We start from the raw sequence: 22,031 nt of genomic DNA, 5'->3' as shown, positions 1-22,031 counted from the left end.
GCGATATCCGGGCCTTCGTGGTTCGCGCGGCGATGCGGAGCATCGTCCGGTAACGCGCGTTCCGCGCTCCTCACCATGAGGGTCTTGTAACGTCGGCCGCTCGCGCAGCTTGACGCGGCGAAAGCTTCGTCAGCAAACTGTCGGCCATGGATGCATCCGAAATCAGCGCCATCACCGACTGGCTGATTGACGGCGCGCGCTCCGCGCCGATGCCGAGCCAGCTTGTGTCCCAATGCTGCGAGCGCATGGTCGCGGCCGGCCTGCCGCTGTGGCGGGTCGGCGTTTTCATCCGCACGCTGCACCCCGAAATCTACGGCCGCAATTTCATCTGGCGGCAAGGCGCACCCGAGGTCGAGATCGGCACGGTGGATTTCGAGATCCAGGAGACGCCGGAATTCAAGAAGAGCCCGCTCAGCCTCGTCTTCAACCAGGGCCTCGAGGTGCGCGGCAGTCCCGACAACCCCAGCGACGTCGAGCGCTTTCCGTTTCTGCAGGATCTCAAGCAGGAAGGCGCCACAGATTACGTTGCGACGCCGCTGCGCTTCCTCGACGATACCGTCCACGCGATGACCTGGACCACCAAACAACCCGGCGGCTTCAGTGATGCGCAGGTCGCGGCGCTGCGCGCGTTGACGAAGCCTCTGACGCGCCTTACCGAGATCATCACGCTGCGCCGCACTGCCACGACGCTGCTCGACACCTATGTCGGCAATCGCGCCGGCGAGCGCATCATGGGCGGCCAGATCCGCCGCGGCCACACCGACACCATGCAGGCGGTGATCTGGCTGTCGGACCTGCGGGGCTTCACCGCGTTGTCGGACCGGCTGCCGGCCGAGACCGTCGTGGAGATCCTCAACCATTATTTCGACTGCCAGGTCGCCTCGATCCGCGCCCATGGCGGCGAGGTGCTGAAGTTCATGGGCGACGGCCTGCTCGCGGTGTTTCCGATCGACGAATATATTGGGGATGCGAACTACGTCTGCGCGCGCGTGCTCGAGGCCGCGCGTGAGTCACGCTGCAGCGTCGATGCGCTGGCATTTCCGGTCGGCAAGGCGATCGAGCGCTTCCGCTTCGGCGTCGCGCTGCATGTCGGCAACATCCTCTACGGCAATATCGGCGGCGGCAACCGTCTCGACTTCACCTGCATCGGCCCTGCGGTGAATCTCGCCGCGCGACTGGAGAAGATCGCCGGCCGCATGGGGCGGACGGTGGTGGCCTCCGAAGGTTTCGTGCGCGCGTGTGGTACCGAGTGGAACGAGCTTGGCGAGTTTCCGATTGCGGGGTTTTCCAAGGCGCAGCGCGTGTACGGGCTGGCTGAGGAAGCGCCGGTGGTGATGGCTTAGGGCGTTCGGGCGCGAATGCGAGCGGAGAGCATCACTTGAGCGATATCCTTATTCGAGCCGCTACCGAGGCGCCACGTGATTTCTGTCACAGATAAAAAATCCGTCCTCAGGCATCTACACGAGCAGTGAGGCACTGGCTCGCTTCGAGCCAGATGTTGTTCACAGATACAAACTCTTTGGATAAATCATCATGATGCGTGAACTCATCGATACGGACCTCGAGGCGGTGGCTGGCGGTACTGTCAACGTTGCTTCGATCTCGATCCCGACGTTGACCCAGACTCTTCTTCAGAACAACTCGCTCAACCAGACCGGTGTTGCTATCGGCGGCTCCGTTGTCCAGGTGGCCGGCCCTCAGTCGAACACCGGGGTCCAGGCTGGATCCATCAGCTAAGTCGGCAATGCCCGCACACTCCACGGGCTGCTCCCGAGGGGTGTGCGGGCTTTTCTCCTAAGGAGGCAAGTCATGATCCGTGAACTGACGGAGATGGAAGTCGAGGCGGTGTCTGGCGGCGATTTTATCGGACCTATCACCGTAGCCCCCCAGGTCATCACACAGATCAACGCTCCCGTGCAGGCCGCTGTGGCTGTCGGCGGTGACGCTGTGAACCTGATCAATGGTGGTCTAACAAACTTGGGTTTCCAATCGCACTAACAGACTTCGGTTTGCAATAAAGCCCCCCGCCATCGGGAATGCCCGCCCGGGCTGCTCCCGTGGTGGGTTTTTTTGCGCGCACTTCTGCCCGCACGCCCACTGCCGGCGGCGCGACAGGGACTGGATCAATCCCCGTTAGGCGTGAGCACCCTGGTCGGCCAAGTCGCCCACAGGCGCGTCTTCGAATGATCCGGGATCAGCTTGACGTCCGAGAGCCGCTGTAGGAGGACGCTGCGCGCATCGCTGCGATTCACGTCTCAAACTGGCGTGACGCGTATGCCGACCTTGCGCCGAAATTTCTGAGCGGCGGCATCGAAGCCGACCGGCTCGCGGTCTGGTCGAAACGGCTGCGCGATCGTTCCGCAACGCAGTTGATCAACGTTGCCTGTGACCTGGCCGGGCGCGTGCAGGCCTTTGTCGGTAGCTATTGTGATGTCGATCCTGTTTGGGGAAGTCTGATAGGCAATCTTCACGTTCGCCCGCAGGCTCGCGGTCAAGGAATAGGTGAGCAGCTCTTTCGTGCCGCCGCCGCTCAACTCTCGTCAATGGCGACTGGCGCCGGATTGCACTTGTGGGTCTTCGAGGCGAACATAGGCGGCGTTCGTTTCTATGAACGGCTTGGTGGCCGCGTCGTAGAGAAGCACAGTTCCAGAATTCCCGCTGCGGGCGGAAAGACTGTCCTGCGCGTCCATTGGCCCGAAGCCGCAGCGCGTTTGAGGGCAGGCTGAGGAAGCGCCGGTGGTGGTGGCTTAGGACGCGTACTCAGTCTGTTTCAGAGAAGTCCGGCCGCCCGCCTCGACACATTGCCGTTGCAGCAGGAAAGGTATACTGTTTGTCGTTGCTCAGCCGGTCCGATATGCCGGCCTTTCGTTCGATCCTGCACTGCGTCGCGAAAAGAGGAGCACGGCCATGCCGATTACGACCCTGAAGGTTTTGGCGAGCCTCATACAGCTGCATGGGCCAGGCGCAACAATTCAGAGCGATCATCAGGGCATCGGCGCATTGCTGAACGATCTGCGCGGGCAGGGTGCGGAGCAAGGCGTTGTCTCCGGCGAACCCGTAGTGACCCAGGCTGCTTTCAGACGAGGAGGTTTTGCCAAAGGGCCAAATGCTGGCGCCTTTCGCAGAGGGGGATACGCTCCCGGCGTGGGCGCGTTCCGCCGAGGGGGATTTGTTCGAGGGTACTAGGTAGTTCCTCCAAGCCCGTCGCGGTATCGGCATGTCGGCTGACAGTTCAGATTGTGCCGCCTTCGAGGATCAGCCGATCACGCAGTTGCTGGTCAAGGTCGCAACGAGATGCAATATCGACTGCTCCTATTGTTACTGGTTCCGCGACGCGTCCGTTTATAGCAAGCCCAAGCTGATGAGCCCTGACGTGCAGCATCGATTGCTGCAACGCATCAAGGAGCACGTCGTCAGATACTCCCTCGTCGATTTTCCCATCATTCTGCACGGCGGCGAGCCGTTGCTGTGGGGCGTCGAGAACTTCCACCGCTTTGCCGAGGCCTGCGAAGGCATTTCATCACGGACTGGCTGCGACATACCCATCGCGGTCACGACCAACGGCGTGTTGATCGATGACGAATGGCTGGCCTGCTTCGAGGCCCGCAACATTTCGGTTGCGATCAGCCTGGACGGGCCGGCACATATTCACGACCTCCATCGCAGGACGTTTCAGGGTACGGGCACCCATGCCGCCGTGGAACGTGCCGCGCGCATGCTGGTATCGCGCGACATCGGCGTCATTGCCCTGGCAGTCTGCAATCCCGCTTACGCGCCGCAGCAATACGCCGATTTTTTCGCCGCGTGTGGAATCTCCAACTACGATATCATGATCCCCGATGCGACGCTGGATGAGAGGCCACCGTCCATTGCGGCGTTCTACAAGGGCCTATTCGAACTGTGGCTGGAGGCAAATCGCACGAGGCCGACGACCAATATCCGCATCGTTTCCGACATGATTACGGCCCTGCTCGGCAACAATTCGCCGACCGAGGGCGTGGGCCACAAACCCGTCGAGCTTTGCACCGTCATGACCGATGGCACCGTGGAGGCCCACGATGTGCTGCGGATTGCAGGCGACGGCTTCACCAACACCAAGTTCAACATCTTCGATCATGCGATCGACGAGGTCAGGAATGAGCCTCGCTGGAAAGCCGCGCGCGATGCGTCAATCAATCTTTGCGCGAAGTGTCGCCAATGCAAGTTCATGAACGCCTGCGGAGGAGGTTATCTTCCGCATCGTTTCTCCAGGAAGAACGGCTACGACAATCCGTCGGTCTATTGCGACGATCTCTATGCGATGTTTGAGAACATGCAGTCGGTACTGGAGGGCCATCTCTATGTCAGCAAGCCGGACGGCGGCCGCATCAATGTGCGCGACACGTTGGCAGGCACCTAACGGACCGCGCGAACCGTGAGAGCAGAGTTGGAAAGTGCGTGATTGCCTGGTCATCGCGCTTTGGGACACGGAAGCCCACACTACGCCGCAGCGGGCGGTCCGAACCATGTGGTGAGCGCGTCGGCGAGCCCTGACCGCGTCCGGTCGCCCACCCACGCCACATGGCCGTCAGGCCGAACCAGTGCGGCGTCGGGCGCCGCTACAGCGCCGATCACCGGAAGCTCCCAAGTCGCGGCGCACCTTGCATCGATCGTCTGAACTCGATCGCGCCACGGCGCGATGTCGAGGCCGATGGGCTCACCGAAATTGAGCAGAACCGGTCGTGCATCGTGCAGAAGACCGAAGACCCGTAGCGGACCCCTCGCTGTAACGAGATCGAGATCGGGCATACGGCGTCCGAGCAGCGGATGTCCCTCGCCGAGATCGTAGCGAACGTCGAGACCCGACATCATCGCGGCGACCCGCTTGCGCGGCTCGTCCATACCGAGCAGCCCGGACACGACCTCGCGCAACGCCTCGATGCGGTCGTCGTGGCGGAGCAGCGCGGTCTGCGCCATCGTGTTGTGCAGGACGCGCGCGGCGACCGGGTGGCGTTCGGAATGATAGGTGTCGAGGAGAGTTTCCGGGGAGGTGCCGTTCATCACCTGGGCAAGCTTCCATCCCAGATTCACCGCGTCCTGCACGCCGATCTGGAGGCCCTGTCCACCCATCGGCGGATGGACATGTGCGGCATCGCCGGCCAGCAGGACCCGTCCGCTCCGGTAGGATGACGCCTGCCGCGTCATGTCCGTGAATCTGGAGATCGAGGTGGGATTGTGGATTCCGTAGTCGGTGCCATAGACCGCGATGAGCGCCTCGCTGAGATCGCGCAGCGTGGGCTCAGCCGTTTGTCCGACGTGCCGTTCGGTTACCATAACGCGCACCGTGCCGTTCTCCAGGCGAGAGAGGCCATGGATGCCCCTGTCATCGCGGCGAAGGCCCCATTGCGGCTCTTTGGCTGTCTCGATCTCGGCGAGCAGGCAACTGATCGTCGGGTCCCAGCCGGGGAAATCGATGCCGGCACTCTTCCGGATCGCGCTGCGTCCGCCGTCGCACCCGACGAGATAATCCGCCCGCAGCGAACAACCATCGGCGAGCGCGACGTCGACGCCGGTCTCGTCTTGCGAGATGTCAGTCACCTCGCGTCCGCGATAGATCGGTACCTCCATTTCATCGACCCAGTCGGCGAGGATGCGCTCGATCTGGTTTTGCTGCAGCGCGAGCCCGTAGGGGTGTCGGCTCGGAAAGTCGCTGATGTCCAGTCGGATCCAGGCGAAGCCCGCAATTTGCGCCACCTGGCCCTGTGCAAGGAACCGGTCGGCCAGTCCGCGTTGATCGAGCACCTCAATGGTGCGTGCATGCAATCCGCCCGCGCGCGAGCCGATGAGGTCCTGGCTGACCCGCCGCTCGACGATGGCGACGTCGATACCCGCCAACGCCAACTCGCCGCCCAGCATCAATCCCGTCGGGCCTGCTCCGACGATCATCACCGCATGCCTGGTCGACAGCAATTCAGTCATTCCGTGCTCCCGTAGATTTGGTCTTGGGTCGGCGGTTCTACGGGATGGTCGGGGTCTTGAAGCAAGCCCCTTGCAAGCTACATATCAAGCTGGGAGGAGCGGTGTTGCCGTCCTCCGTCCGTCCGCGACAGAGCGGTTTTTCCCGGATCGTTATCGAGGCGTCTTTCTGCCCCTCGGCCGTCAGGCCTGGGTCCGGGCGCTAATCGGTGCGCTTCAGATTATCGCGCACCTTTAACTGGGCGCTGCAACTAACTGCGATCCCTATGTATATGCGACTGCTTCAAGCCGAGTGTCAGGATCGTCAGGGTGATCCATAGCCGCAGCATGGCGAAGCTGAAGATGAAGACGAAATAGATCAGGTTCTTGATGAACTGGCTCGCTGACGAGGTCTGCCAGAAATTCCAGATCGCGCTGCGAACCAGCTCCTGCCCATAGAAAAGTGCGATGTTGACCACGCCGAGCACGATCACGGCGGCTCCGAGCCACAGCCCACGCCGCGCGAACTCGGCAATCGCGGCAAACAGCGCGATCTCGCCGTCGTTGCGTTCGGCATGGACGATGATGAGGAGCACCAGTGTGGCGATCAATGCGCTCCAGAACCGTCCGACGTGGGTGAACTGGTCGAAAGCCATGCCGTCGAGCCCGGCCATCAGGTGCCGCGACCATGCGCCATAGCCGATTGCCTCGGTGCCGATGGACACGGCGATCATCAGGAGCGTGATCCGCCAGAAGATCGCGAAAGAGAGCTTGAACTGCTCACCCATCGTCAGCTCGCCGAGGGAGGATTTACCGCCGGCGGATTCGATCGAGCGCTGCGCTGTCGCAAAGAAGGCCAGCAGCACCGACAAGTCGGAAACGATCGTCGCCGGCAGCGCCGCAGGGCCGCCGCCGAACGCGATCACCCGCATGGCGGCCGCCAGGATCAGCCAGGGCAGGGCATGCAGAAGCTTGAAGGGGCCGAACGAGGTCTCGGGGCGGGCGGGCCGGAGCTCGAGTTGCTTGCGCAGTGCGATTGTCATCGCATGGTGCTGCCACAGGAGATTGAACCTGTGGTAGCGCCGATCGGTAAAATTGACGCAAATGCGTGCGGCAGACTGGCGCGCTCTATTCCTCGGGCTCGGTAGTGAACAGCAGCGGATAGCCCTTGGCGCGGCCGGCGTCGGTGGCGCGCGTCGCCTTGGTCTCGGCGACGTCCTTGGTGAAGACGGCGACCACGCAGGCGCCCAGCTTGTGCGCAGTGATCATGACCTTGTACGCCTGATCCGCGGTCATGCGGAATTCGGCCTTCAGCACCAGGGTGACGAAATCGCGCGGCGTGAAGTCGTCGTTGAGCAGGATCACCTTGTGTAGCCGCGGCCGCTCGACCTTGGTCTTCGTCTTAGGTTTAGGCTTGGTGACGGTGTCGTTCATTCCGCCTCCGAGGAACGTCTGGGGTTCCAGCCGCGGGCGCTTAGGGCGCGGCCTTCTCACCATATTGGAGGACCTGCACCTTCTCCAAGGTGATCAGCCCGCTCGACATCATGCCATCCAGGATGGGCAGGAATGCGTTGATGTTGTCCTCGCTGTCGACGATCTCGATCACCAGCGGCAGATCCTCCGAGAGGCGCAGGATTTTCGAGGTGTGCAGCCGGCTCGATTTGCCGTATCCCATCGGGCCGCGCAGCACGGTAGCGCCCGCAAGGTGCCGTTCGCGCGCGCTCATCACGATCGCTTCATAGAGCGGCTTGCCGTCGAAATGATCGTTCTCGCCGATGAAGATGCGGAGCAGGACTGCCTGATGGGGAATCTGCATGATCAGCTCCTTTTCAAGCGGTTGTAGCGGCCGGCCATCATATGGCCGAGCCAGACCGACACCAGCCAGCAGATGAGCGAGGTGGCGATGTAGGCCAGCGCGGTATACTTCATGCCGCCATGGAACAGGCGGAACGTCTCGAGGCTGAAGGTCGAGAAGGTGGTGTAGCCGCCGCAGAAGCCGGTCATCACGAACTGCCGGTGCTCAGGGCGCGCCAGCACGCGGCCGTCGGGGCCGGTGAGCGTCGCATAGAAGCCGATGATCAGGGATCCCGTGGCGTTGATGAACAGCGTCGCGAAGGGAAAGCCGGGGCCGGTGTCGAGCAGGAGACCGACGAAATAGCGCGCGAGCCCGCCGATGATGCTGCCGGCGGCGACCCAGGCGTAAAGCACCGCAGTGCGCCAGCGGTCCTTGGAGGTGAGGGTGGTCATCGCCTCTAGCCTCCGAGCCTGTCCGCAAGCAGGAAGCCGCATGTCACGGCGGTGAGGCACAGGCCGACCGAGAACACGATGTTGCCGAGCGCGTGAAGTTGCTCGCCGTTGCGCGCGAGTGTCAGCGTCTGCAGGCTGAAGGACGACACGGTGGTGTAGCAGCCGAGGAAGCCGGTCACCGCGAACAGCCATGGCGTCGGGGTGGCGAAGATCGAGCCTGGATGCGTCGCCAGCGCGCCGAAAATGCCGATCAGGAAGGCACCGGTGACGTTGATGGTCATCGTGCCCCAGGGAAAGGTCTCGCCGAAGCGCCGCGCGATCGCGCCGGAGAGAAAATATCGCGCGCAGCCGCCGAGCACGCAGCCGATTACGATTGCAAGAACGCCGCTCACCACGTCGAATGATCCCCCACTTGTCCCATCACTGCCCCGCCGGCTTCGTGAAGCTCTTGCCGATCGCAAGCAGTCCCGAAAGCGAGATCAGCGCAAAGCCCAGCCCGGCAAGGAAGGTGCCGGCCGGCCCATAGGCGTCCCACAGCGCGCCCGCGAGTATGCTGGCCGCGAGCGTCGCAAGCCCCGTGAACAGATTGAAATAGCCGAATGCGGTGCCGCGCAAGCTTGGCGGCGCGGTATCGGCAACGAGCGCCGCGAACAGCCCCTGCGTCAGTCCCATGTGCAGGCCCCATAGCACGACGCCGAGCGCGAGGCCCGCAAGGCTCGGCAGCAGCGCAAGCGCCAGGTCGGCACCGGCGAGGAAAGCGAGCCCGAGCGCCAGCAGGGCGGTGCGGTTGATGCGGTCGGACAAGGCGCCGGCCGGATAGGCCGAGAGCGCATAGACGATGTTCATCAGCACCAGCACCGCCGGTACCCACATCGCATTGAGCCCGATATTCTGCGCCCGCAGGATCAGAAAAGCCTCGCTGAAGCGCGCCAGCGTGAAGACGATGCCGACCGCCACGACGCGCCAATAGGCCGTGCCAAGCTGCCGCATCGCCGCGGTGTTGAGCGGGTTTCGCGACGGCTCGCGGGCCCCGTCGGGCGCGGGCTCGCTGACCGCGAACGTTATCAGGGCAAACGAGAGAAACGCCGGCAGCACCGCGACCCAGAACACGGCCGTAAAATCATCCGCCGTCCACCACATCAGGCCGATCGCCGCGAGCGGCCCGACGAAGGCGCCGATCGTATCGAGCGACTGGCGCAGGCCAAAGCTCGCACCGCGCAATTGCGCCGGCGCAATGTCGGCGATCAGCGCATCGCGCGGGGCGCCGCGGATACCCTTGCCGACGCGGTCGATAAAGCGCGCCGCAACCAGCCATCCGGCGCTGGGCGCCAGCGGAAACAGCGGCTTGGTGCACGCGGCGAGCCCATAGCCGAGCGCTGCAAGCAGCTTGCGCCGGCCGAGCCAGTCCGACAGCGCGCCCGAGAAGATCTTCGTGATCGAGGCGGTCGCCTCGGCGATGCCCTCGATGATGCCGACCGTGATGGTGGAGGTGCCGAGCACGGTAACCAGATAGACCGGCAGCAGCGCGTGGATCATCTCGGAGGAGACGTCCATCAGCAGCGAAACGAAGCCGAGCACCCAGACTCCCCTGGGGACCGCGGTCACGGATGGATTTGGCGTCGCCGTCGTCACCTCTTGCCCTTCGCATTCAGGCAACAAAAAACCCGCCACCGGCGGGTTATCCATGCTCCCGCCGAAGGTCGAGGCTTTCCGGAATGCCTCACCTCAAGCAGGAGTCATCAGCCCATACAATCTGACATCGCCGGGCGGTTATCGGGGGACTCCATCCCCATCTGTGTAACAAGCCTAGCATGGAAATCGCGCCGCACAATAGGGTGCGGTCTTTGCTTCCACATCCATGCCGTCATTCCCGGGCGGCTCGCAGAGCCGAACCCGGAATCTCGAGATTCCGGATTCTCGCTTCGCGAGCCCCGGAATGACGTTGGTGGAGATCGCCAGCGCGAAGCGACGCGACCATGGCGGAGCTGCGGCAGCTTTGCGTAGCAGTATGCATCCCTAACTCGAATGTGAAGCGAGGTCGATCTTCGCGCTTTGCTTAAATGCATTTGCATGTCACCATCGCGTCATACGACGGGAGGGCGCGATGCGCTTGCTGATCTCGATCGGGGCTGTGCTGGTGGCCGGCGTGCTTGCCGGAGGTGACGTTGCGAGCGTCGCTGCGCCAGGAACCAGGTATCAGCAGCAAGCTGCAGACAAGGACGCGCAAAGCGTCGATGTCGAACTGATCCTCGCGGTCGACGTCTCCTACTCGATGGATATGGACGAGCTCGCGATCCAGCGCGAGGGCTACGCCCAGGCGATACAATCCAAGGAATTCCTCCAGGCGCTGAAGGCGGGGCCCAACGGCCGGATCGCGGTGACCTATTTCGAATGGGCCGCTTCCAGCGACCAGAAGATCATCATTCCCTGGCGATTGATCGACGGGCCCGAGACGGCGGATGCGGTCGCCGCCGAAATTTTGAAGACGCCGATCCGGCGCGCCTCGCGCACCTCGATCTCCGGCGCGATCAATTTCGCGATCCCGCTGTTCGACGAGGATCCCTATCGGGGCCTGCGCCGCGTCATCGACATCTCGGGCGATGGTCCCAACAACAATGGCGGGCCGGTCACCGTGTCGCGCGATGCGGCGCTGGAGAAGGGCATCGTCATCAACGGCCTGCCGATCATGGTCAAAGAGCCGTCTTACTCGACTATGGATATCGACAATCTCGACTATTACTACGAGGACTGCGTAATCGGCGGTCCCGGCTCGTTCGTGATCGCGATCAAGGATCGCGAGAAGTTCAAGGAGGCGATCCGCACAAAGCTCCTGATGGAGGTCGCCGGCCGCACGCCCGAGCGTAAAGTCATGCACGTCGCCGACAAAGAGCCGCGGGTGAGCTGCCTGATCGGGGAAAAGATCTGGCAGGATCGCTGGGGCAGGTAGGCGAGAACCTGACGACCCTGCTCGTCAATGCGGTTCGAGTGTCGACAGCTCCCGCTCGATCGTGCGCAGGTTCGAAAGCGCCGTCCCGAACGCGTGGTTTCCGATGCGCCGCCAGATCGCCGAGGTCTGCTCCATCAGATCAGGAATTGTCAGCGGAAACTCTGCGGCCTGCTGCAACGCCGCCTTCTCGTTGATGAGATATTCCCCGTTGAGCGCAAACAGCACCTGCGCGACGCAGGTGAGCGCACGGTAGGCGCAGCCTGCGACATGGATCTGGTCCTCGTGCAGCACGGCAAGTTCGGCGTTCTCGATGCTGAACAGGATTTCCCACCGGAACCGCCGGATAAGCGCGTCACGTAGCGGCTTTGGATAGGGCAGTGCGATCGACTTCAGCTCCGCAATCACCGCGCGCTCGTCGCGCAGCGCCTGACAATAGGCGATCTCGCCCATCCAGATCGCCGAGCAGAACCCGTGCGGATGCCCGGGCTGATAGTCCATGCTGATCTGTCCAGCACGGCAGGCCTGCATCGTGCGGCGGACCGCATCGATGTTACGGTAGAGCAGATCGACCTTCTGCCCTTCGACCGTCAGCCAGGCGCCGCCGACGATCCACGGCCCCCATTCGCCGACCGTGGTGACCGTCGTCGCCTCAGGATCGTCGGCGAGCTGCCGCGCCGCCTGTTGCAGGCGATCGATATCGAGGCTGCCGCTATCCGAGAAGTACAGCCCGATGTCGTAGTCGGAGTTTTCATGCGACGTCCCTCGCGCCCGCGAGCCGCCGAGCACGATGGCCTCCACGCCTGCCACGTCGCCAAGCGTGGATACCACCCGCTCGATGAGCGGATCGCGCTGGATGTCGGTCTGCGCTGCCATCTGGTGAAACCCGCCGAAGCCCGCGCGGCTTGCGCCCGGTGGCGGATATGGTCCTGATTGTGGCAATGGTCAACTCCCTGCTGCCGCCGTCCGTCAGTCGCGCGGCGCAGGCAAAGACCGCAACTTGTTGGCCGTTCGGTGGACGTTCGCGATGCGGGTTCCTGCCGCGAGCCGTCAAAATGCCTTTCAATCTGTGGTTTAGATCACGCCCGGGCGCCGTGAAGGCGTATCTACTGTCCCTGTCATTCCGGTCGAGAGAACGTCACGCGACATGCACGATCTCGATGTTCACAGGAGGATCGCCGTCATGACCCATCGCAGAAAACCCCCGGGGGCAATTCGTCACTATGGTGTCCTGGTAGGAACCGTCGTCGATGGCCTGCAAAGCTCGGACGGCTCATCGCCGCACTACGAGATTCACGTGGGTGGCGCCGGGGACTACCGGATCGCGGTCAACGTCCAGTCCGTCGACGACAGTGAGGTGCTGGCCTATTTCGACGCCGACTTCGCGAGGTCCGGAACTCTGGATCTGAAGCCATATCTGCAACGCGACCGCGGCTTTCGGCGGCTCGAGACCGGTCCGTCAGGCTCGGGCGGGCTTGATTATCTCCGCGACAAGCTCTTCCCGGTCGATGCGATGCAGCCGATCCCGGCGACGGGCCGCGGCGTGTCGCTGAAGAACCTGCTCAACGCCAACATCAAGCGGGCGAAGGCGGACCGTCACGCCATGGTGATCGCGTTCGGCGAATATTTTGAAGACCATGGCCAGACCGACAAGTATTTCCACTTCCGGCCCGAGCGCGGGATTCACGACATCCACATGATGCAGGGCAATCGCGGGCAGTTCGCGAGCGACAACCGCACCCATGGCGATGGCGCGCTGTTCATCTCGTTCGACGATGGGCAGGAGGTCGTCGCGCTGTTCGTGCGCTTCCAGACGCAATCGCTCCACACCGATGATCGCACCGGCGCGCCGCTCGACTAGCGCGGCGCGGGCTCGTCCTGAAGCCATCGACGCGTCGAGCGTTGCAAGGGTCGGTTCGATGATGCGCAGGTGAAGCCGTCAATCGGCGGAATGGCGAACGCCAGACTCGCGGAAAGCGCCGATCTCGCCGGGCTGCTCGAACTCTTTCGTGTCTCGGAGGTCTGCGCCGCGGCCGCGCCGCAAGGGCTACGTCGCGCGCAGACCCGAGCCCGGCATGATCGACGTCAGATCCGCGCCTCCAGGATCAGGTTGAAGGGCGTCTCGGCGGCCCGACGGAAGCGGCTCAAGCCGCCCTCGCGCGCAACTTTGCGCAGTCTTGCCTCGCCGGCCTGAGCACCGAGGGCCATGCCGACCTCCTGATCGAGCGATGCCGGTGTGCAGATCATGGTCGATGCCGCGTAATAGACGCGCCCCACCGGGTTGAGGTTGTCTTCGAGGCGGTCATTGGCGAACGGCTCGACCAGCATGCAGGTGCCGTCTTTCGCCATGGATTCGCGCACGTGGCTGATCGCGCCGACGGGGTCGCCCATGTCGTGCAGGCAGTCGAAGAAGCAGACGAGATCATAGCCTTCGGCCGGATAGGTCTTGGCCGAGTGAACGGCGAAGCTGACGCGGTCGCCGAGCTTGGCTTCGGCGGCCGACCGGCGTGCGGTCTCGATCGAGCCTTCGTGATAGTCAAAACCGTAGAAGCGGGAGTTCGGGAAGGCTTCCGCCATCAGCCGTGTCGAGACGCCGTGCCCGCAGCCGACATCGGCGACCTTGGCGCCGCGCTTGAGCTTTTCCACCACGCCCTCGAGCGCGGGCAGCCACTCCTGCACCAGATGATGCTTGTAGCCGGTGCGGAAGAAGCGGGCGGTTCCGCAGAACAGGCACTCGCTGCGCCGGTTCCAGCCGACACCCTTGCCGGTCTTGAAGGCGTCCGTGACCTTAGGTTCGTCGAGGAACGCCGCGGCAATGACATTGCCCACCGCGCCGAGGAACACCGGGCTCTCCTCGTCGGCAAGCGCCATCGCCTGCTCTGGCAGCATCGAGAACTTGCCCGACGCGGAATCGTATTCGACGTAACCCGACGCAGCCTGGCTCGCCAGCCACTCGCGGATGTAGCGCTCCTTCGTTCCGGTGGCGCTCGCGAGCTCGGCGGAGTTCATCGGTCCTTTGGCGAGGGCGCGGTAGAGGCCGAGCTTGTCGCCGAGCAGGACCAGCGATGCATTCATCGCCGCGCCGACCTCCGTGATCATCTTGCCCATAAAGGCATTCAACTTGTCGGAATTGACTTCCATGACAGCCTCCATGCGATGTGGGGCATTACCAGCAGTTGCGCTTTGCCGGACTGCGCGCAAGCCATCGGCCGCGAGGAGAGGGACGCTCTCGAGAAGCCGCGCGTCCTCTATGTGGGTCAATCCGGCGCGCTGCAGGTTCAACGTGTCGGCGCAAACCTCGTCGTGAGCTCGGCGGGAACCGGCTCTCGGAGAAGGTCCAGCCGCGCCGAGGGCGCGGCTGAGTGGAGTCCGGGCGTCTTGAATGGGTTGCCTATTTTGAGCGCGGCCTGCCGTCCGGCACCCGCCCCGCAATTACCAACCAACGATGCACGATCGCCCATTTGTCGCGTCCGCGTGGATTGAAATCCAGGAGGGGTGACTTGGCACTTTGAAGTTCGAGGAAAAATTCGAGAGTTTTTTTGCGCGTGGTTCGATAGCGCGGCAATCGTTGCCTCGCGATCCAACGATCCCATTCTTGGACAATCAGGAATTGTCGTCTTGTCCATTGAGCCATCGCAGCCCGCTTGCGTCCGGACCAAGGTCGCGCTGGAGGTCAGATGACGGAAGCGGCAGGCGATCGAACCTTGGTTCAATGGGATGTGTCTGCTGTCGAGTGCTCAACTGAGAGGGGCCAGCGACTGCATCGTCTCGTAAAGCCTTGAACACTTGGGCGGCCAGTTCGCTTAGCTTGGTCAGGCTCCTTTCGATGTCGCTGGGCATCCGAGCGAGTTCACGAGATCTCTGATATTTGCTGAACTGAATAATCTGAGCCGACATGGCAATGCTCCGGCGGTATGTTTTGCCAGAGTAGTCGCTGGTAGGCGGATTTTCCTATCTGCCAATTCAGGTGGCAGGCGCATTCTTTTGGGTGGCAATCACATGTGCCATCGACGAGCGCTGCCGTTCACGTTGGCGGGACGTTTCGCCTCGAATTTGGGGAAGCTGACGACAAAGCCGACCTCGCCGCCCGGCGATCAATCGGCCGGGGTCATATACGGGCCATAAAGTACGTCTCGCCGTCGCCTGTACGTCTTCGAGATAGCCCGCATCGCGACGATGCAAATTACAGAACAAGCGATTTCAATGATCACTTGAGTCGTTCCGTATTAAAAAGAACAGGTAATAATTGCGGACATTAGCAGATTCTGGACTGGCTGGGCCGGCAGATCGGCCAGTTTCAAAGCCAGGCACTGATCTTTTCCGAGCGTGCGACATTTTTGTCACCGCTCGCAATCGCGGGAGCAGCAGCGACCACGCAGGCCTCAGGCCTCAAGACAAGCCGGCTACCAGCGGGCGTTGCAGGTGTTTTGCCATCAGCTCCGCCGCCTCGGCGTAGCGCCGCGCCTCCAGGAGGTCGAGCAGGCGCAGATGCTCACGCACGTGCCGGCGCATGCCGTCACGGTCGGCGAAACTGCGATAGGCGAACAGGCGCCTGATCGAGTTCACGCGCTTGAGCGCTTCAACGAAGAACGGATTACCGGCGCCGCGGATGATCTCTTCATGAAACTCGCAGCCGGAGTGATAGATCTCTCCGATCGTCATCTTCTCGAGCTCGCCTTCCAGGACGCGCAGCTGGCGCTCGCGCAAACGTGCGATCACCTCCTGCGACAGCGTGAAATCGGGCTGCGCGATCGCCGCCGGCTCTATCACCGCGCGAAACGCCATCGCCTTGGCCTGAGCTTCGGGGCTGGAGACCGTTACCGCAAAGCGCCAGCCATAGCCCGGCAGGCGCGCGATCCAGCCCTCGGCAGCGATTCGGTCGAGCAGCCGCTGCAGCTCGGCCCGGCTCAGATCATAGCGGCGCATCAGCTCCGCCTCGGTGACATCGGCCGGCAGCCGGCTCGCGAGCACGTCGCCCGCGATTGTCGCGTAGACCTGCTCGCTGCGCCTGACGGCCGCGAGCGCCGGTTGGGCCGCGCCGCTGGTCGGATTCTTCGCCAGCACGAAGCCGCGATGCGGCTCGCCGCGCGCAAGCCCTGCCGCTTCCAGAGCCTTCAGGCCGAGCCGGATCGGCGCGCGTGAAAGGTCCAGCGCATCCGCAAGCCTTTGTTCGATCAAGCGATCGCCGGCCTTCATGCCTTCGCGACGGGCGAGCGCCATGATCAGGCCAGCGAGGTGCTCGGCACGCTCGGAACCGCCGTTTTTGGCGGCACGCAGTCGGGAACTGTCGGACGTGGTCATTGCAGTGCATGCAAAGTTTAGGGCTTGACAGACTGTCCCACGGATTGTTCTTTTATGCAATAATATACAATCAAGGGAGAGCCCGATGGCGCGCGCGCCGGATGTCCATATTTGCGAGGTCGCTCCCCGCGATGGTCTCCAAAATCTGGATGTGTTCGTTCCCACCGAAGCCAAATGCGCGCTGATCGACACGATCGCTGCCGCGGGCGTGCGTGAGATCGATGCCGGATCCTTCGTCCCGCCAAAGGTCGTGCCGCAATTCGCCGACGTCGATGCGGTGATGGCGCATGCACTCACGCACAAGACGGTAACCATCGGCGCGCTGGTGCCGAACCCGAAGGGCGCCGAGCGCGCCATCGCCGCCGGCGTCAACGCCGTCTATTTCGTCATCTCGGCAAGCCAGACGCACAACCGCGCCAATGTGCGGCGCTCGGTCGAAGAGCAGCTCGAGGGATTTCGCGCGGTCCGCGCCGCGATCGACGCCCGTCCGTTGGACCAGCGGCCGCAACTGATCGGCGCGATCTCCACCTCCTTCGGTTGCTCACTGGAAGGCGAGGTCAGCGAAGCGGCCGTGTGCCGGCTTGCGCGCGCCTTTGCCGAGGGTCGCGCCGACGAGATCGGGCTTGCCGACACTGTCGGCTATGCCACCCCGAAACTGATCGGGCAGATTGTCGAGGCTGTCAGGCGCGAGGTCGGATCGCAGATGACGCTGCGGCTGCATCTGCACGACACGCTCGGCGCGGGCCTCGCAAATGCCGTCGCTGGCCTTGAGGCAGGCATCCGCCGTTTCGATGCGGCGGTCTCCGGACTCGGCGGCTGCCCCTTTGCCCCGGGTGCGCGCGGCAACATCGTCACCGAGGATCTCGTGTTCATGCTGGAGCGGATGGGCCTGTCCACCGGCATTGATCTCGATCGCCTGATGCAAACCCGCGAGATTCTCGCCCGTCACATCCCGGCAAAACATCTGACGGGGCATCTGCACGAGGCGGGCATCCCCAAGGTGCTGCGGAGGGCGGCATGACGGCTTCCATGCGCGAGACCGCATCGGAGCTTCGTCCGCTGGCCGGCCTTCGCGTCATCGAGTTCAGCCAGATGGTGATGGGACCGAGCTGCGGGCTGATCCTCGCCGATCTCGGCGCGGACGTGATCAAGGTCGAGCCGCCCAAAGGCGACCGCACCCGCTATTTCAAGGGCCCTGCCGCCGGCTTCTTCGCCACCTACAGCCGCAACAAGCGCAGCATCGCGCTGGATACGTCGACCGCAGAAGGCCAAGCGATCGCGCGACGGTTGATCGAGAGCAGCGACGTCCTCATCGAGAATTTCCGGCCGGGTCTGTTGAAGCGCGTCGGCCTCGACTACGAGACGGTGGTGGCCTTCGCGCCACGCCTGATCTATTGCTCGCTCAAAGGATATCTTCCCGGCCCTTACGAAAATCGCCTCGCGCTCGACGAGGTCGTGCAGATGATGGGCGGCCTCGCCTACATGACCGGACTGCCGGACCGGCCGATGCGCGCCGGCGCCTCGGTCAACGACATCATGGGCGGCATGTTCGGCGTGATCGCGATTCAGGCTGCACTCGCCGAGCGGCAGCGCACCGGCCGCGGTCGTTATATCCAGAGCGCACTGTACGAGAACAACGTGTTCCTGATGGCGCAGGCCATGATGTGCGAAGTGGTCAGCGGCCAGCCGTCGATCCCCTATTCGATCAAGGACAGCCCCTGGCCGGTCTACGACCTCTTCGACACCAGGGACGGCTCAAAGCTGTTCGTCACCATCGTCGGTGAAGAGCAATGGGAGGCGTTCTGCCGCGCCTTCGATCGCGAAGCCTGGCTTACCGATCCGCGCTTTGCGACGAGCAACGACCGCGTCGACCATCGCGGCTGGCTGATCCCCGAAATCGCTGACATCTTCAAGCAATGGGACAAGGCCGATCTCGCCGCACGCCTTGAGCAGCTCGATCTGCCCTACGCGCCGGTGAACAAACCCGGCGATCTCTTCGATGACCCGCATCTCAACCAGTCGGGTGGGCTGACCGACATTCGCCTGCCTGACGGCGGCGAGGCGAGAACGCCGCTGTTGCCGATCTCCATGGACGGCCGCCGCCTGCCCAACCGCTACGATCCGCCGCAGATCGGCGAGCAGACGAGCGAGATCCTGAGCGAGATCGGCCTTTCCCAGAACGAGATCGAAGCGCTGCGACAAGCCGGAACAATCAGGGTCGCGCCGTCCTGATGCTTGCGCGATCAAGACAGAAGACAGGGAGGAGCACATGAGCATTACCAGGCGTCAGGCGCTGATCGCGGGCTCCGTATTGGCCGGCGCATCGCTGCTGCCGGGACGATTGCGCGCGGAGGGCAAGCAGGTCTCGCTCGCTTTCGGACCGGTGTCGCCGGTCTACGCCATCGGCATGATCGCGGAGCTGAAGGGGTACTTCAGGGACGAAGGGCTCGATTCAAAGCTCGTGACCGGCAATGCCGGCACGTTCGGCCGCCAGACGCTGGCGGCAGGGCAGGCGCTGTTCGCGCATGGCGATGCCAGCCATCCGCTCCAGCTCAGCGCGCGCGGCAAGCCCTGCAAGATCCTGCTTGCGACCGAGATGGTGTGTTCCTACGCCAACATCATGGTCCGGCAGGATCTCTATGAGAGCGGCATCAATTCGGTCGAGAAGCTTGCGGACTACAAGCGCGCGGACGGGGCCAAGCCGATCGTCGCAGCCACTGCGATCGGCTCGGGCACCTGGGTGTTCGGCACCTATGTGTTCGAGGCGCGCGGTCTCGCCGACAAGGTGAACTGGGTCGCAGGCGGAGGGCCCAACACGATGTTCCCCTCGCTCCAGACCAAGCAGTTCGACGCCATCATGGCGCCGCCGAGCTGGATCGTCGAAGTCGAGAAGAAGGGGTTTGGCAGGACGATCTACGACACGTCAAAGCCCGGTGTGTTCGAGAAGGATTTCGGCGGCACGCTGCCCGTGCTCGTGATCTACACACTCCAGGACACGGTCGAGCAGGACAAGGCGATGGTGCAGGGCTACGTCAACGCGATCTACCGCGCGATGGCCTTCGTGAAGACGACGCCGCTCGCGGACGTGCAGGCGCTGGTCACGCCGAAATATTTCTCCGGCATCGACCCCGATGCGATCAGCGCCGAGCTCGGCTTCGACAAGTCGACCTGGGCCTATGACGGGGTTATCGACAAGTCCTCGTTCGAACGCGGCGCCAAGCCCTGGTACCGCAAGGGCACCGACATTCCCGAAACCAAGTATGAGGATGTCGTCGACATGAGCTTCCTTGAGGCAGCCAGGGCGAAATACAAATGATGGCTGCACCCAGCCCGGGCCTCGCGCGCGCGAGAGACGACGACAGGGCCGCGGCGCGCACGCGCATCGCCGTGCAATGTCTCGCCAAACGCTTCAATGCATCTGGCCGGGAGTTCGTGGCGGTCGATGATGTGTCCTTCGAAGTCAAGCAGGGCGAGTTCGTCGCGCTGCTCGGCCCATCCGGCTGCGGCAAGAGCACCATTCTCAACATGGTGGCGGGGCTGTTGCCGCGCTCGGGCGGGCGCATCCTCATCGACGACGACACCGTCGAGACCGGCAAGGTCAACCCCAGGGTCGGCTATGTCTTCCAGCGCGACACACTCTTTCCCTGGCGGACCGTGGAGCAGAACATCGGCTATGGGTTGGAGATCGCAGGGCTGCCGAAGACGGAGCGCGCCCGGCGCGTCGCTTCGGCCGTGGAGAAGGCCGGGCTCACAGGTTTTGCGCAGAGCTTCCCGCGCATGCTCTCCGGCGGCATGCGCCAGCGCGTCGCCTTGATGCGGACGCTGATCCTGGAGCCCGAAATCCTGCTGATGGACGAACCGTTCGGCGCGCTCGATACCCACACCAAGCTCGAGATGCACAAGACTCTGCTGGAGATCTGGGAGCGCGAGCGGCAGACCGTGCTGTTCGTGACGCACGACCTCGGCGAGGCGCTGACACTCGCAAGCCGCATCATCCTGCTCTCGGCGCGGCCCGGGCGGCTCAAGGAGGATTTCGACGTCGCCATCGCGCGGCCGCGCGATCCCGTGGCCGTGCGCGAGACCGCCGAATTCGGCCGCCTCTATTCCCACATCTGGCATTCCCTCGGCGAAGAATTCCGCCGCACCAGGGCTGACTGACATGGCGAAAAGCCGAACCGTGATCCTGCTCTGGCAACTGGCCATTCTCGCAGCTGTGCTCGTCATCTGGCAGTGGGGCTTTGAATGGAGCAAGGCGCTGCTGCCGAAGGCTTACGTGCCAAAAATCCTCGATCCTTATTTCGTCGCCAAGCCGTCGCTGATCTGGCAGAGTTTTCTGCGGCTGGGCTGCTTCTCTGACGCCGCTGGCTTTGCCGCCTGCATCAAGGGCAACGACAATAATCTGTGGCTCGCCACGCTGGTCACGTTGAAAAACACCTGGTGGGGATTCTTGTTCGGATCTTTGAGCGGAATCGCGGCCGGCCTGATTCTCGGCCGCTCCGACTTCCTTGCCCGCGTGTTCGGGCCCTACATCGTGGCGCTCAACTCGATACCGCGCATCGCGCTGGTGCCGCTGGTCATCCTGATCTTCGGCCTCGGAGATCTCTCCAAGATCGCGACCGCCTGGCTGGTCGTGTTCTTCGTGGTGTTCTTCAACACCTTTGAGGGAACGCGCGCGGTCGATCGCGACCAGATCGCAGTCGCCCGTCTGCTCGGCGCCAGCGAATTCACCGTGCTGCGTACCGTCGTGATCCCGTCCGCGCTCGCCTGGGTGTTCGCTTCGCTCCTGCCGGCGGTGTCTTTTGCGCTGATCGGCGTTATCGTCGGCGAATTCATCGGCGCCGAACGCGGGCTCGGCAAGCTCATCATCGAAGCGGAAGCGCGCGCCAACGCCAGCGAGATGATGGTCGCCATCTTCGTCATGATGTTCGTCGGCATTTTGCTCGCGGTCGCCGTACGCTCGCTGCAGTCCTACCTGCTGCGCTGGCAGCCGCAATTCGAGCCGTCGGCATAAGGCTGCAGGATTCGAGAAGCTTCCGTCATGCACTCCTGCAGTCCGGAGCTTGTAGTCGCCATCGATAAGGAGCCACGCGTCGCCGTGCGCGGTCACTAAGGCAGCGAGGCAGCAATGTCTGCGATCGACCTGAACAGGATCAACGGATCATCTTTGGATGGGACGAAGCCGCGCCGCGACCAGAAGGCAGCCGCGTCAAGGTCAACCGCATTCACGACGAGAGCGCGCCCACCGATCAGGCCGGCGGCGGTCACGCAACGCTCGAGCGCATGTTTGAGGAGTCCGGTCCCGACACCCTTGCCTATCCAGTTCTGATCCGTTGCGAGCTGTCCGAGGAGCAGGCAGGGGACGGGGGCCGGGGGCTGTCCGGTTCGGATTGATCGCGGCAAATGCGCAGGCACGATCGCCGTTGGCGCGAGGCCATAATAGCCGATCACCTGATTTGCTTCATGAACCACGATGACGGCGGTGAAGCCCTTCTGCTGGTTGGAGAGCGCTCGCGTCTTGAGCCAGCGGTCGAGCGACGGCTTGCCACAGGAAAAGGGTTCGAGATCGTGTTCTGCCGTGGGCGGTTCCGGGCCGGAAATGGCCAAG

General features: G+C 63.3%; 25 protein-coding genes and 1 riboswitch. Of the genes, 12 read left to right on the top strand and 13 right to left on the bottom strand.

What is annotated here, in order from left to right; translation table 11 throughout:
• Nucleotides 1–146: 146 nt before the first annotated feature.
• From NLN62_RS03590 to NLN62_RS03575, 4 genes are all read left to right on the top strand, one after another.
• Complete coding sequence (locus NLN62_RS03590; RefSeq protein WP_027524407.1) at nt 147–1,343, top strand: adenylate/guanylate cyclase domain-containing protein; 1,197 nt, start codon at nt 147–149, stop codon at nt 1,341–1,343.
• 190 nt (nt 1,344–1,533) lie between these two features.
• Nucleotides 1,534–1,737: a hypothetical protein gene (locus NLN62_RS03585; RefSeq protein WP_254107409.1), complete on the top strand. Its 204-nt coding sequence runs from the start codon at nt 1,534–1,536 to the stop codon at nt 1,735–1,737.
• 72 nt (nt 1,738–1,809) lie between these two features.
• Nucleotides 1,810–1,998 carry a hypothetical protein gene (locus NLN62_RS03580; protein WP_254107408.1) on the top strand — a complete coding sequence of 63 codons (189 nt, stop codon included), beginning with the start codon at nt 1,810–1,812 and terminating at the stop codon, nt 1,996–1,998.
• A 371-nt stretch (nt 1,999–2,369) separates the two neighbouring features.
• A complete protein-coding gene (locus NLN62_RS03575) occupies nt 2,370–2,726 on the top strand; it encodes an N-acetyltransferase (protein ID WP_245288180.1) in 357 nt (118 codons plus the stop codon).
• A gap of 34 nt (nt 2,727–2,760) precedes the next feature.
• Here NLN62_RS03575 and NLN62_RS03570 read toward each other — a convergent pair whose 3' ends face one another.
• Complete coding sequence (locus NLN62_RS03570) at nt 2,761–3,036, bottom strand: hypothetical protein (protein WP_156944672.1); 276 nt, start codon at nt 3,034–3,036, stop codon at nt 2,761–2,763.
• Between the two features lie 181 nt (nt 3,037–3,217).
• Between NLN62_RS03570 and NLN62_RS03565 the strand changes: the two genes are divergently transcribed.
• On the top strand, nt 3,218–4,399 hold the full coding sequence (locus NLN62_RS03565; RefSeq protein WP_254107407.1) for a radical SAM protein: 1,182 nt from the start codon (nt 3,218–3,220) through the stop codon (nt 4,397–4,399).
• 80 nt (nt 4,400–4,479) lie between these two features.
• On the opposite strand, the gene NLN62_RS03560 is transcribed toward NLN62_RS03565, so the two are convergent.
• The 7 genes from NLN62_RS03560 to NLN62_RS03530 all read right to left on the bottom strand — a co-directional run bounded on the left by NLN62_RS03560 (nt 4,480) and on the right by NLN62_RS03530 (nt 9,867).
• Complete coding sequence (locus NLN62_RS03560) at nt 4,480–5,958, bottom strand: FAD-dependent monooxygenase (RefSeq protein ID WP_254107405.1); 1,479 nt, start codon at nt 5,956–5,958, stop codon at nt 4,480–4,482.
• Nucleotides 5,959–6,206: 248 nt separating this feature from the next.
• Nucleotides 6,207–6,977: a hypothetical protein gene (locus tag NLN62_RS03555; RefSeq protein WP_027526522.1), complete on the bottom strand. Its 771-nt coding sequence runs from the start codon at nt 6,975–6,977 to the stop codon at nt 6,207–6,209.
• Nucleotides 6,978–7,062: 85 nt separating this feature from the next.
• Entirely contained in the window at nt 7,063–7,368 is a 306-nt protein-coding gene (gene clpS, locus NLN62_RS03550; RefSeq protein WP_027526523.1) for an ATP-dependent Clp protease adapter ClpS, read from the bottom strand.
• 40 nt (nt 7,369–7,408) lie between these two features.
• A complete protein-coding gene (locus tag NLN62_RS03545; protein ID WP_027526524.1) occupies nt 7,409–7,750 on the bottom strand; it encodes a DUF190 domain-containing protein in 342 nt (113 codons plus the stop codon).
• A gap of 2 nt (nt 7,751–7,752) precedes the next feature.
• Entirely contained in the window at nt 7,753–8,181 is a 429-nt protein-coding gene (gene crcB / locus NLN62_RS03540; protein ID WP_027526525.1) for a fluoride efflux transporter CrcB, read from the bottom strand.
• 5 nt (nt 8,182–8,186) lie between these two features.
• Nucleotides 8,187–8,576 carry a fluoride efflux transporter CrcB gene (crcB, locus tag NLN62_RS03535; RefSeq protein WP_027526526.1) on the bottom strand — a complete coding sequence of 130 codons (390 nt, stop codon included), beginning with the start codon at nt 8,574–8,576 and terminating at the stop codon, nt 8,187–8,189.
• 25 nt (nt 8,577–8,601) lie between these two features.
• Nucleotides 8,602–9,867 carry an MFS transporter gene (locus NLN62_RS03530; RefSeq protein ID WP_254107403.1) on the bottom strand — a complete coding sequence of 422 codons (1,266 nt, stop codon included), beginning with the start codon at nt 9,865–9,867 and terminating at the stop codon, nt 8,602–8,604.
• A gap of 37 nt (nt 9,868–9,904) precedes the next feature.
• A riboswitch (Fluoride riboswitch) is annotated at nt 9,905–9,981 on the bottom strand.
• 304 nt (nt 9,982–10,285) lie between these two features.
• Between NLN62_RS03530 and NLN62_RS03525 the strand changes: the two genes are divergently transcribed.
• The gene (locus NLN62_RS03525) at nt 10,286–11,128 is read left to right on the top strand and encodes a DUF1194 domain-containing protein (RefSeq protein WP_027526528.1); all 843 of its coding nucleotides are present in this window, start codon (nt 10,286–10,288) and stop codon (nt 11,126–11,128) included.
• A 24-nt stretch (nt 11,129–11,152) separates the two neighbouring features.
• On the opposite strand, the gene NLN62_RS03520 is transcribed toward NLN62_RS03525, so the two are convergent.
• A complete protein-coding gene (locus NLN62_RS03520) occupies nt 11,153–12,001 on the bottom strand; it encodes a nucleotidyltransferase domain-containing protein (RefSeq protein ID WP_051390042.1) in 849 nt (282 codons plus the stop codon).
• Nucleotides 12,002–12,308: 307 nt separating this feature from the next.
• Between NLN62_RS03520 and NLN62_RS03515 the strand changes: the two genes are divergently transcribed.
• Entirely contained in the window at nt 12,309–12,986 is a 678-nt protein-coding gene (locus NLN62_RS03515) for a DUF2278 family protein (RefSeq protein ID WP_254107401.1), read from the top strand.
• Nucleotides 12,987–13,210: 224 nt separating this feature from the next.
• Here NLN62_RS03515 and NLN62_RS03510 read toward each other — a convergent pair whose 3' ends face one another.
• The 3 genes from NLN62_RS03510 to NLN62_RS03500 all read right to left on the bottom strand — a co-directional run bounded on the left by NLN62_RS03510 (nt 13,211) and on the right by NLN62_RS03500 (nt 16,426).
• Nucleotides 13,211–14,266, bottom strand: a complete 1,056-nt coding sequence (locus tag NLN62_RS03510; RefSeq protein ID WP_027526530.1) for a class I SAM-dependent methyltransferase — start codon at nt 14,264–14,266, stop codon at nt 13,211–13,213.
• A gap of 462 nt (nt 14,267–14,728) precedes the next feature.
• Entirely contained in the window at nt 14,729–15,022 is a 294-nt protein-coding gene (locus NLN62_RS03505; protein ID WP_254107399.1) for a hypothetical protein, read from the bottom strand.
• Between the two features lie 492 nt (nt 15,023–15,514).
• A complete protein-coding gene (locus NLN62_RS03500; RefSeq protein WP_254107397.1) occupies nt 15,515–16,426 on the bottom strand; it encodes a GntR family transcriptional regulator in 912 nt (303 codons plus the stop codon).
• 85 nt (nt 16,427–16,511) lie between these two features.
• Here NLN62_RS03500 and NLN62_RS03495 point away from each other — a divergent pair, with 85 nt between their 5' ends.
• From NLN62_RS03495 to NLN62_RS03475, 5 genes are read left to right on the top strand one after another with little or no spacing between them, the layout of a single operon-like run.
• Nucleotides 16,512–17,447 carry a hydroxymethylglutaryl-CoA lyase gene (locus tag NLN62_RS03495; protein ID WP_254107395.1) on the top strand — a complete coding sequence of 312 codons (936 nt, stop codon included), beginning with the start codon at nt 16,512–16,514 and terminating at the stop codon, nt 17,445–17,447.
• Nucleotides 17,444–18,658: a CaiB/BaiF CoA-transferase family protein gene (locus NLN62_RS03490; protein WP_254107393.1), complete on the top strand. Its 1,215-nt coding sequence runs from the start codon at nt 17,444–17,446 to the stop codon at nt 18,656–18,658. Before NLN62_RS03495 ends, NLN62_RS03490 begins: the two co-directional genes overlap by 4 nt.
• Before the next feature lie 37 nt (nt 18,659–18,695).
• Nucleotides 18,696–19,742 carry an ABC transporter substrate-binding protein gene (locus NLN62_RS03485; protein ID WP_027526535.1) on the top strand — a complete coding sequence of 349 codons (1,047 nt, stop codon included), beginning with the start codon at nt 18,696–18,698 and terminating at the stop codon, nt 19,740–19,742.
• Nucleotides 19,739–20,584: an ABC transporter ATP-binding protein gene (locus NLN62_RS03480; protein WP_027526536.1), complete on the top strand. Its 846-nt coding sequence runs from the start codon at nt 19,739–19,741 to the stop codon at nt 20,582–20,584. Before NLN62_RS03485 ends, NLN62_RS03480 begins: the two co-directional genes overlap by 4 nt.
• Nucleotide 20,585: 1 nt before the next feature.
• Nucleotides 20,586–21,437, top strand: coding sequence for an ABC transporter permease (locus NLN62_RS03475; RefSeq protein ID WP_027526537.1), 852 nt, complete (start codon nt 20,586–20,588; stop codon nt 21,435–21,437).
• Nucleotides 21,438–21,532: 95 nt separating this feature from the next.
• Here NLN62_RS03475 and NLN62_RS03470 read toward each other — a convergent pair whose 3' ends face one another.
• Nucleotides 21,533–22,030, bottom strand: coding sequence for a GNAT family N-acetyltransferase (locus NLN62_RS03470; RefSeq protein ID WP_027526538.1), 498 nt, complete (start codon nt 22,028–22,030; stop codon nt 21,533–21,535).
• Nucleotide 22,031 lies beyond the last annotated feature (1 nt).

Source organism: Bradyrhizobium sp. CCGUVB23 (genome assembly GCF_024199885.1).
In the GTDB taxonomy this organism is placed as follows: Bacteria; Pseudomonadota; Alphaproteobacteria; order Rhizobiales; family Xanthobacteraceae; genus Bradyrhizobium.
This window is presented reverse-complemented; position numbering and strand designations above follow the sequence as displayed.

What these genes read in the sequence shown, in the direction of transcription:
- NLN62_RS03590 (WP_027524407.1), top strand. Translation starts at nt 147, where the DNA reads ATGGATGCATCCGAAATCAGCGCCATCACCGACTGGCTGATTGACGGC.
- NLN62_RS03585 (WP_254107409.1), top strand. Translation starts at nt 1,534, where the DNA reads ATGATGCGTGAACTCATCGATACGGACCTCGAGGCGGTGGCTGGCGGT.
- NLN62_RS03580 (WP_254107408.1), top strand. Translation starts at nt 1,810, where the DNA reads ATGATCCGTGAACTGACGGAGATGGAAGTCGAGGCGGTGTCTGGCGGC.
- NLN62_RS03565 (WP_254107407.1), top strand. Translation starts at nt 3,218, where the DNA reads ATGTCGGCTGACAGTTCAGATTGTGCCGCCTTCGAGGATCAGCCGATC.
- NLN62_RS03560 (WP_254107405.1), bottom strand. Translation starts at nt 5,958, where the DNA reads ATGACTGAATTGCTGTCGACCAGGCATGCGGTGATGATCGTCGGAGCA.
- NLN62_RS03555 (WP_027526522.1), bottom strand. Translation starts at nt 6,977, where the DNA reads ATGACAATCGCACTGCGCAAGCAACTCGAGCTCCGGCCCGCCCGCCCC.
- clpS (WP_027526523.1), bottom strand. Translation starts at nt 7,368, where the DNA reads ATGAACGACACCGTCACCAAGCCTAAACCTAAGACGAAGACCAAGGTC.
- NLN62_RS03545 (WP_027526524.1), bottom strand. Translation starts at nt 7,750, where the DNA reads ATGCAGATTCCCCATCAGGCAGTCCTGCTCCGCATCTTCATCGGCGAG.
- crcB (WP_027526525.1), bottom strand. Translation starts at nt 8,181, where the DNA reads ATGACCACCCTCACCTCCAAGGACCGCTGGCGCACTGCGGTGCTTTAC.
- NLN62_RS03530 (WP_254107403.1), bottom strand. Translation starts at nt 9,867, where the DNA reads ATGGATAACCCGCCGGTGGCGGGTTTTTTGTTGCCTGAATGCGAAGGG.
- NLN62_RS03525 (WP_027526528.1), top strand. Translation starts at nt 10,286, where the DNA reads ATGCGCTTGCTGATCTCGATCGGGGCTGTGCTGGTGGCCGGCGTGCTT.
- NLN62_RS03520 (WP_051390042.1), bottom strand. Translation starts at nt 12,001, where the DNA reads ATGGCAGCGCAGACCGACATCCAGCGCGATCCGCTCATCGAGCGGGTG.
- NLN62_RS03515 (WP_254107401.1), top strand. Translation starts at nt 12,309, where the DNA reads ATGACCCATCGCAGAAAACCCCCGGGGGCAATTCGTCACTATGGTGTC.
- NLN62_RS03510 (WP_027526530.1), bottom strand. Translation starts at nt 14,266, where the DNA reads ATGGAAGTCAATTCCGACAAGTTGAATGCCTTTATGGGCAAGATGATC.
- NLN62_RS03505 (WP_254107399.1), bottom strand. Translation starts at nt 15,022, where the DNA reads ATGTCGGCTCAGATTATTCAGTTCAGCAAATATCAGAGATCTCGTGAA.
- NLN62_RS03500 (WP_254107397.1), bottom strand. Translation starts at nt 16,426, where the DNA reads ATGACCACGTCCGACAGTTCCCGACTGCGTGCCGCCAAAAACGGCGGT.
- NLN62_RS03495 (WP_254107395.1), top strand. Translation starts at nt 16,512, where the DNA reads ATGGCGCGCGCGCCGGATGTCCATATTTGCGAGGTCGCTCCCCGCGAT.
- NLN62_RS03490 (WP_254107393.1), top strand. Translation starts at nt 17,444, where the DNA reads ATGACGGCTTCCATGCGCGAGACCGCATCGGAGCTTCGTCCGCTGGCC.
- NLN62_RS03485 (WP_027526535.1), top strand. Translation starts at nt 18,696, where the DNA reads ATGAGCATTACCAGGCGTCAGGCGCTGATCGCGGGCTCCGTATTGGCC.
- NLN62_RS03480 (WP_027526536.1), top strand. Translation starts at nt 19,739, where the DNA reads ATGATGGCTGCACCCAGCCCGGGCCTCGCGCGCGCGAGAGACGACGAC.
- NLN62_RS03475 (WP_027526537.1), top strand. Translation starts at nt 20,586, where the DNA reads ATGGCGAAAAGCCGAACCGTGATCCTGCTCTGGCAACTGGCCATTCTC.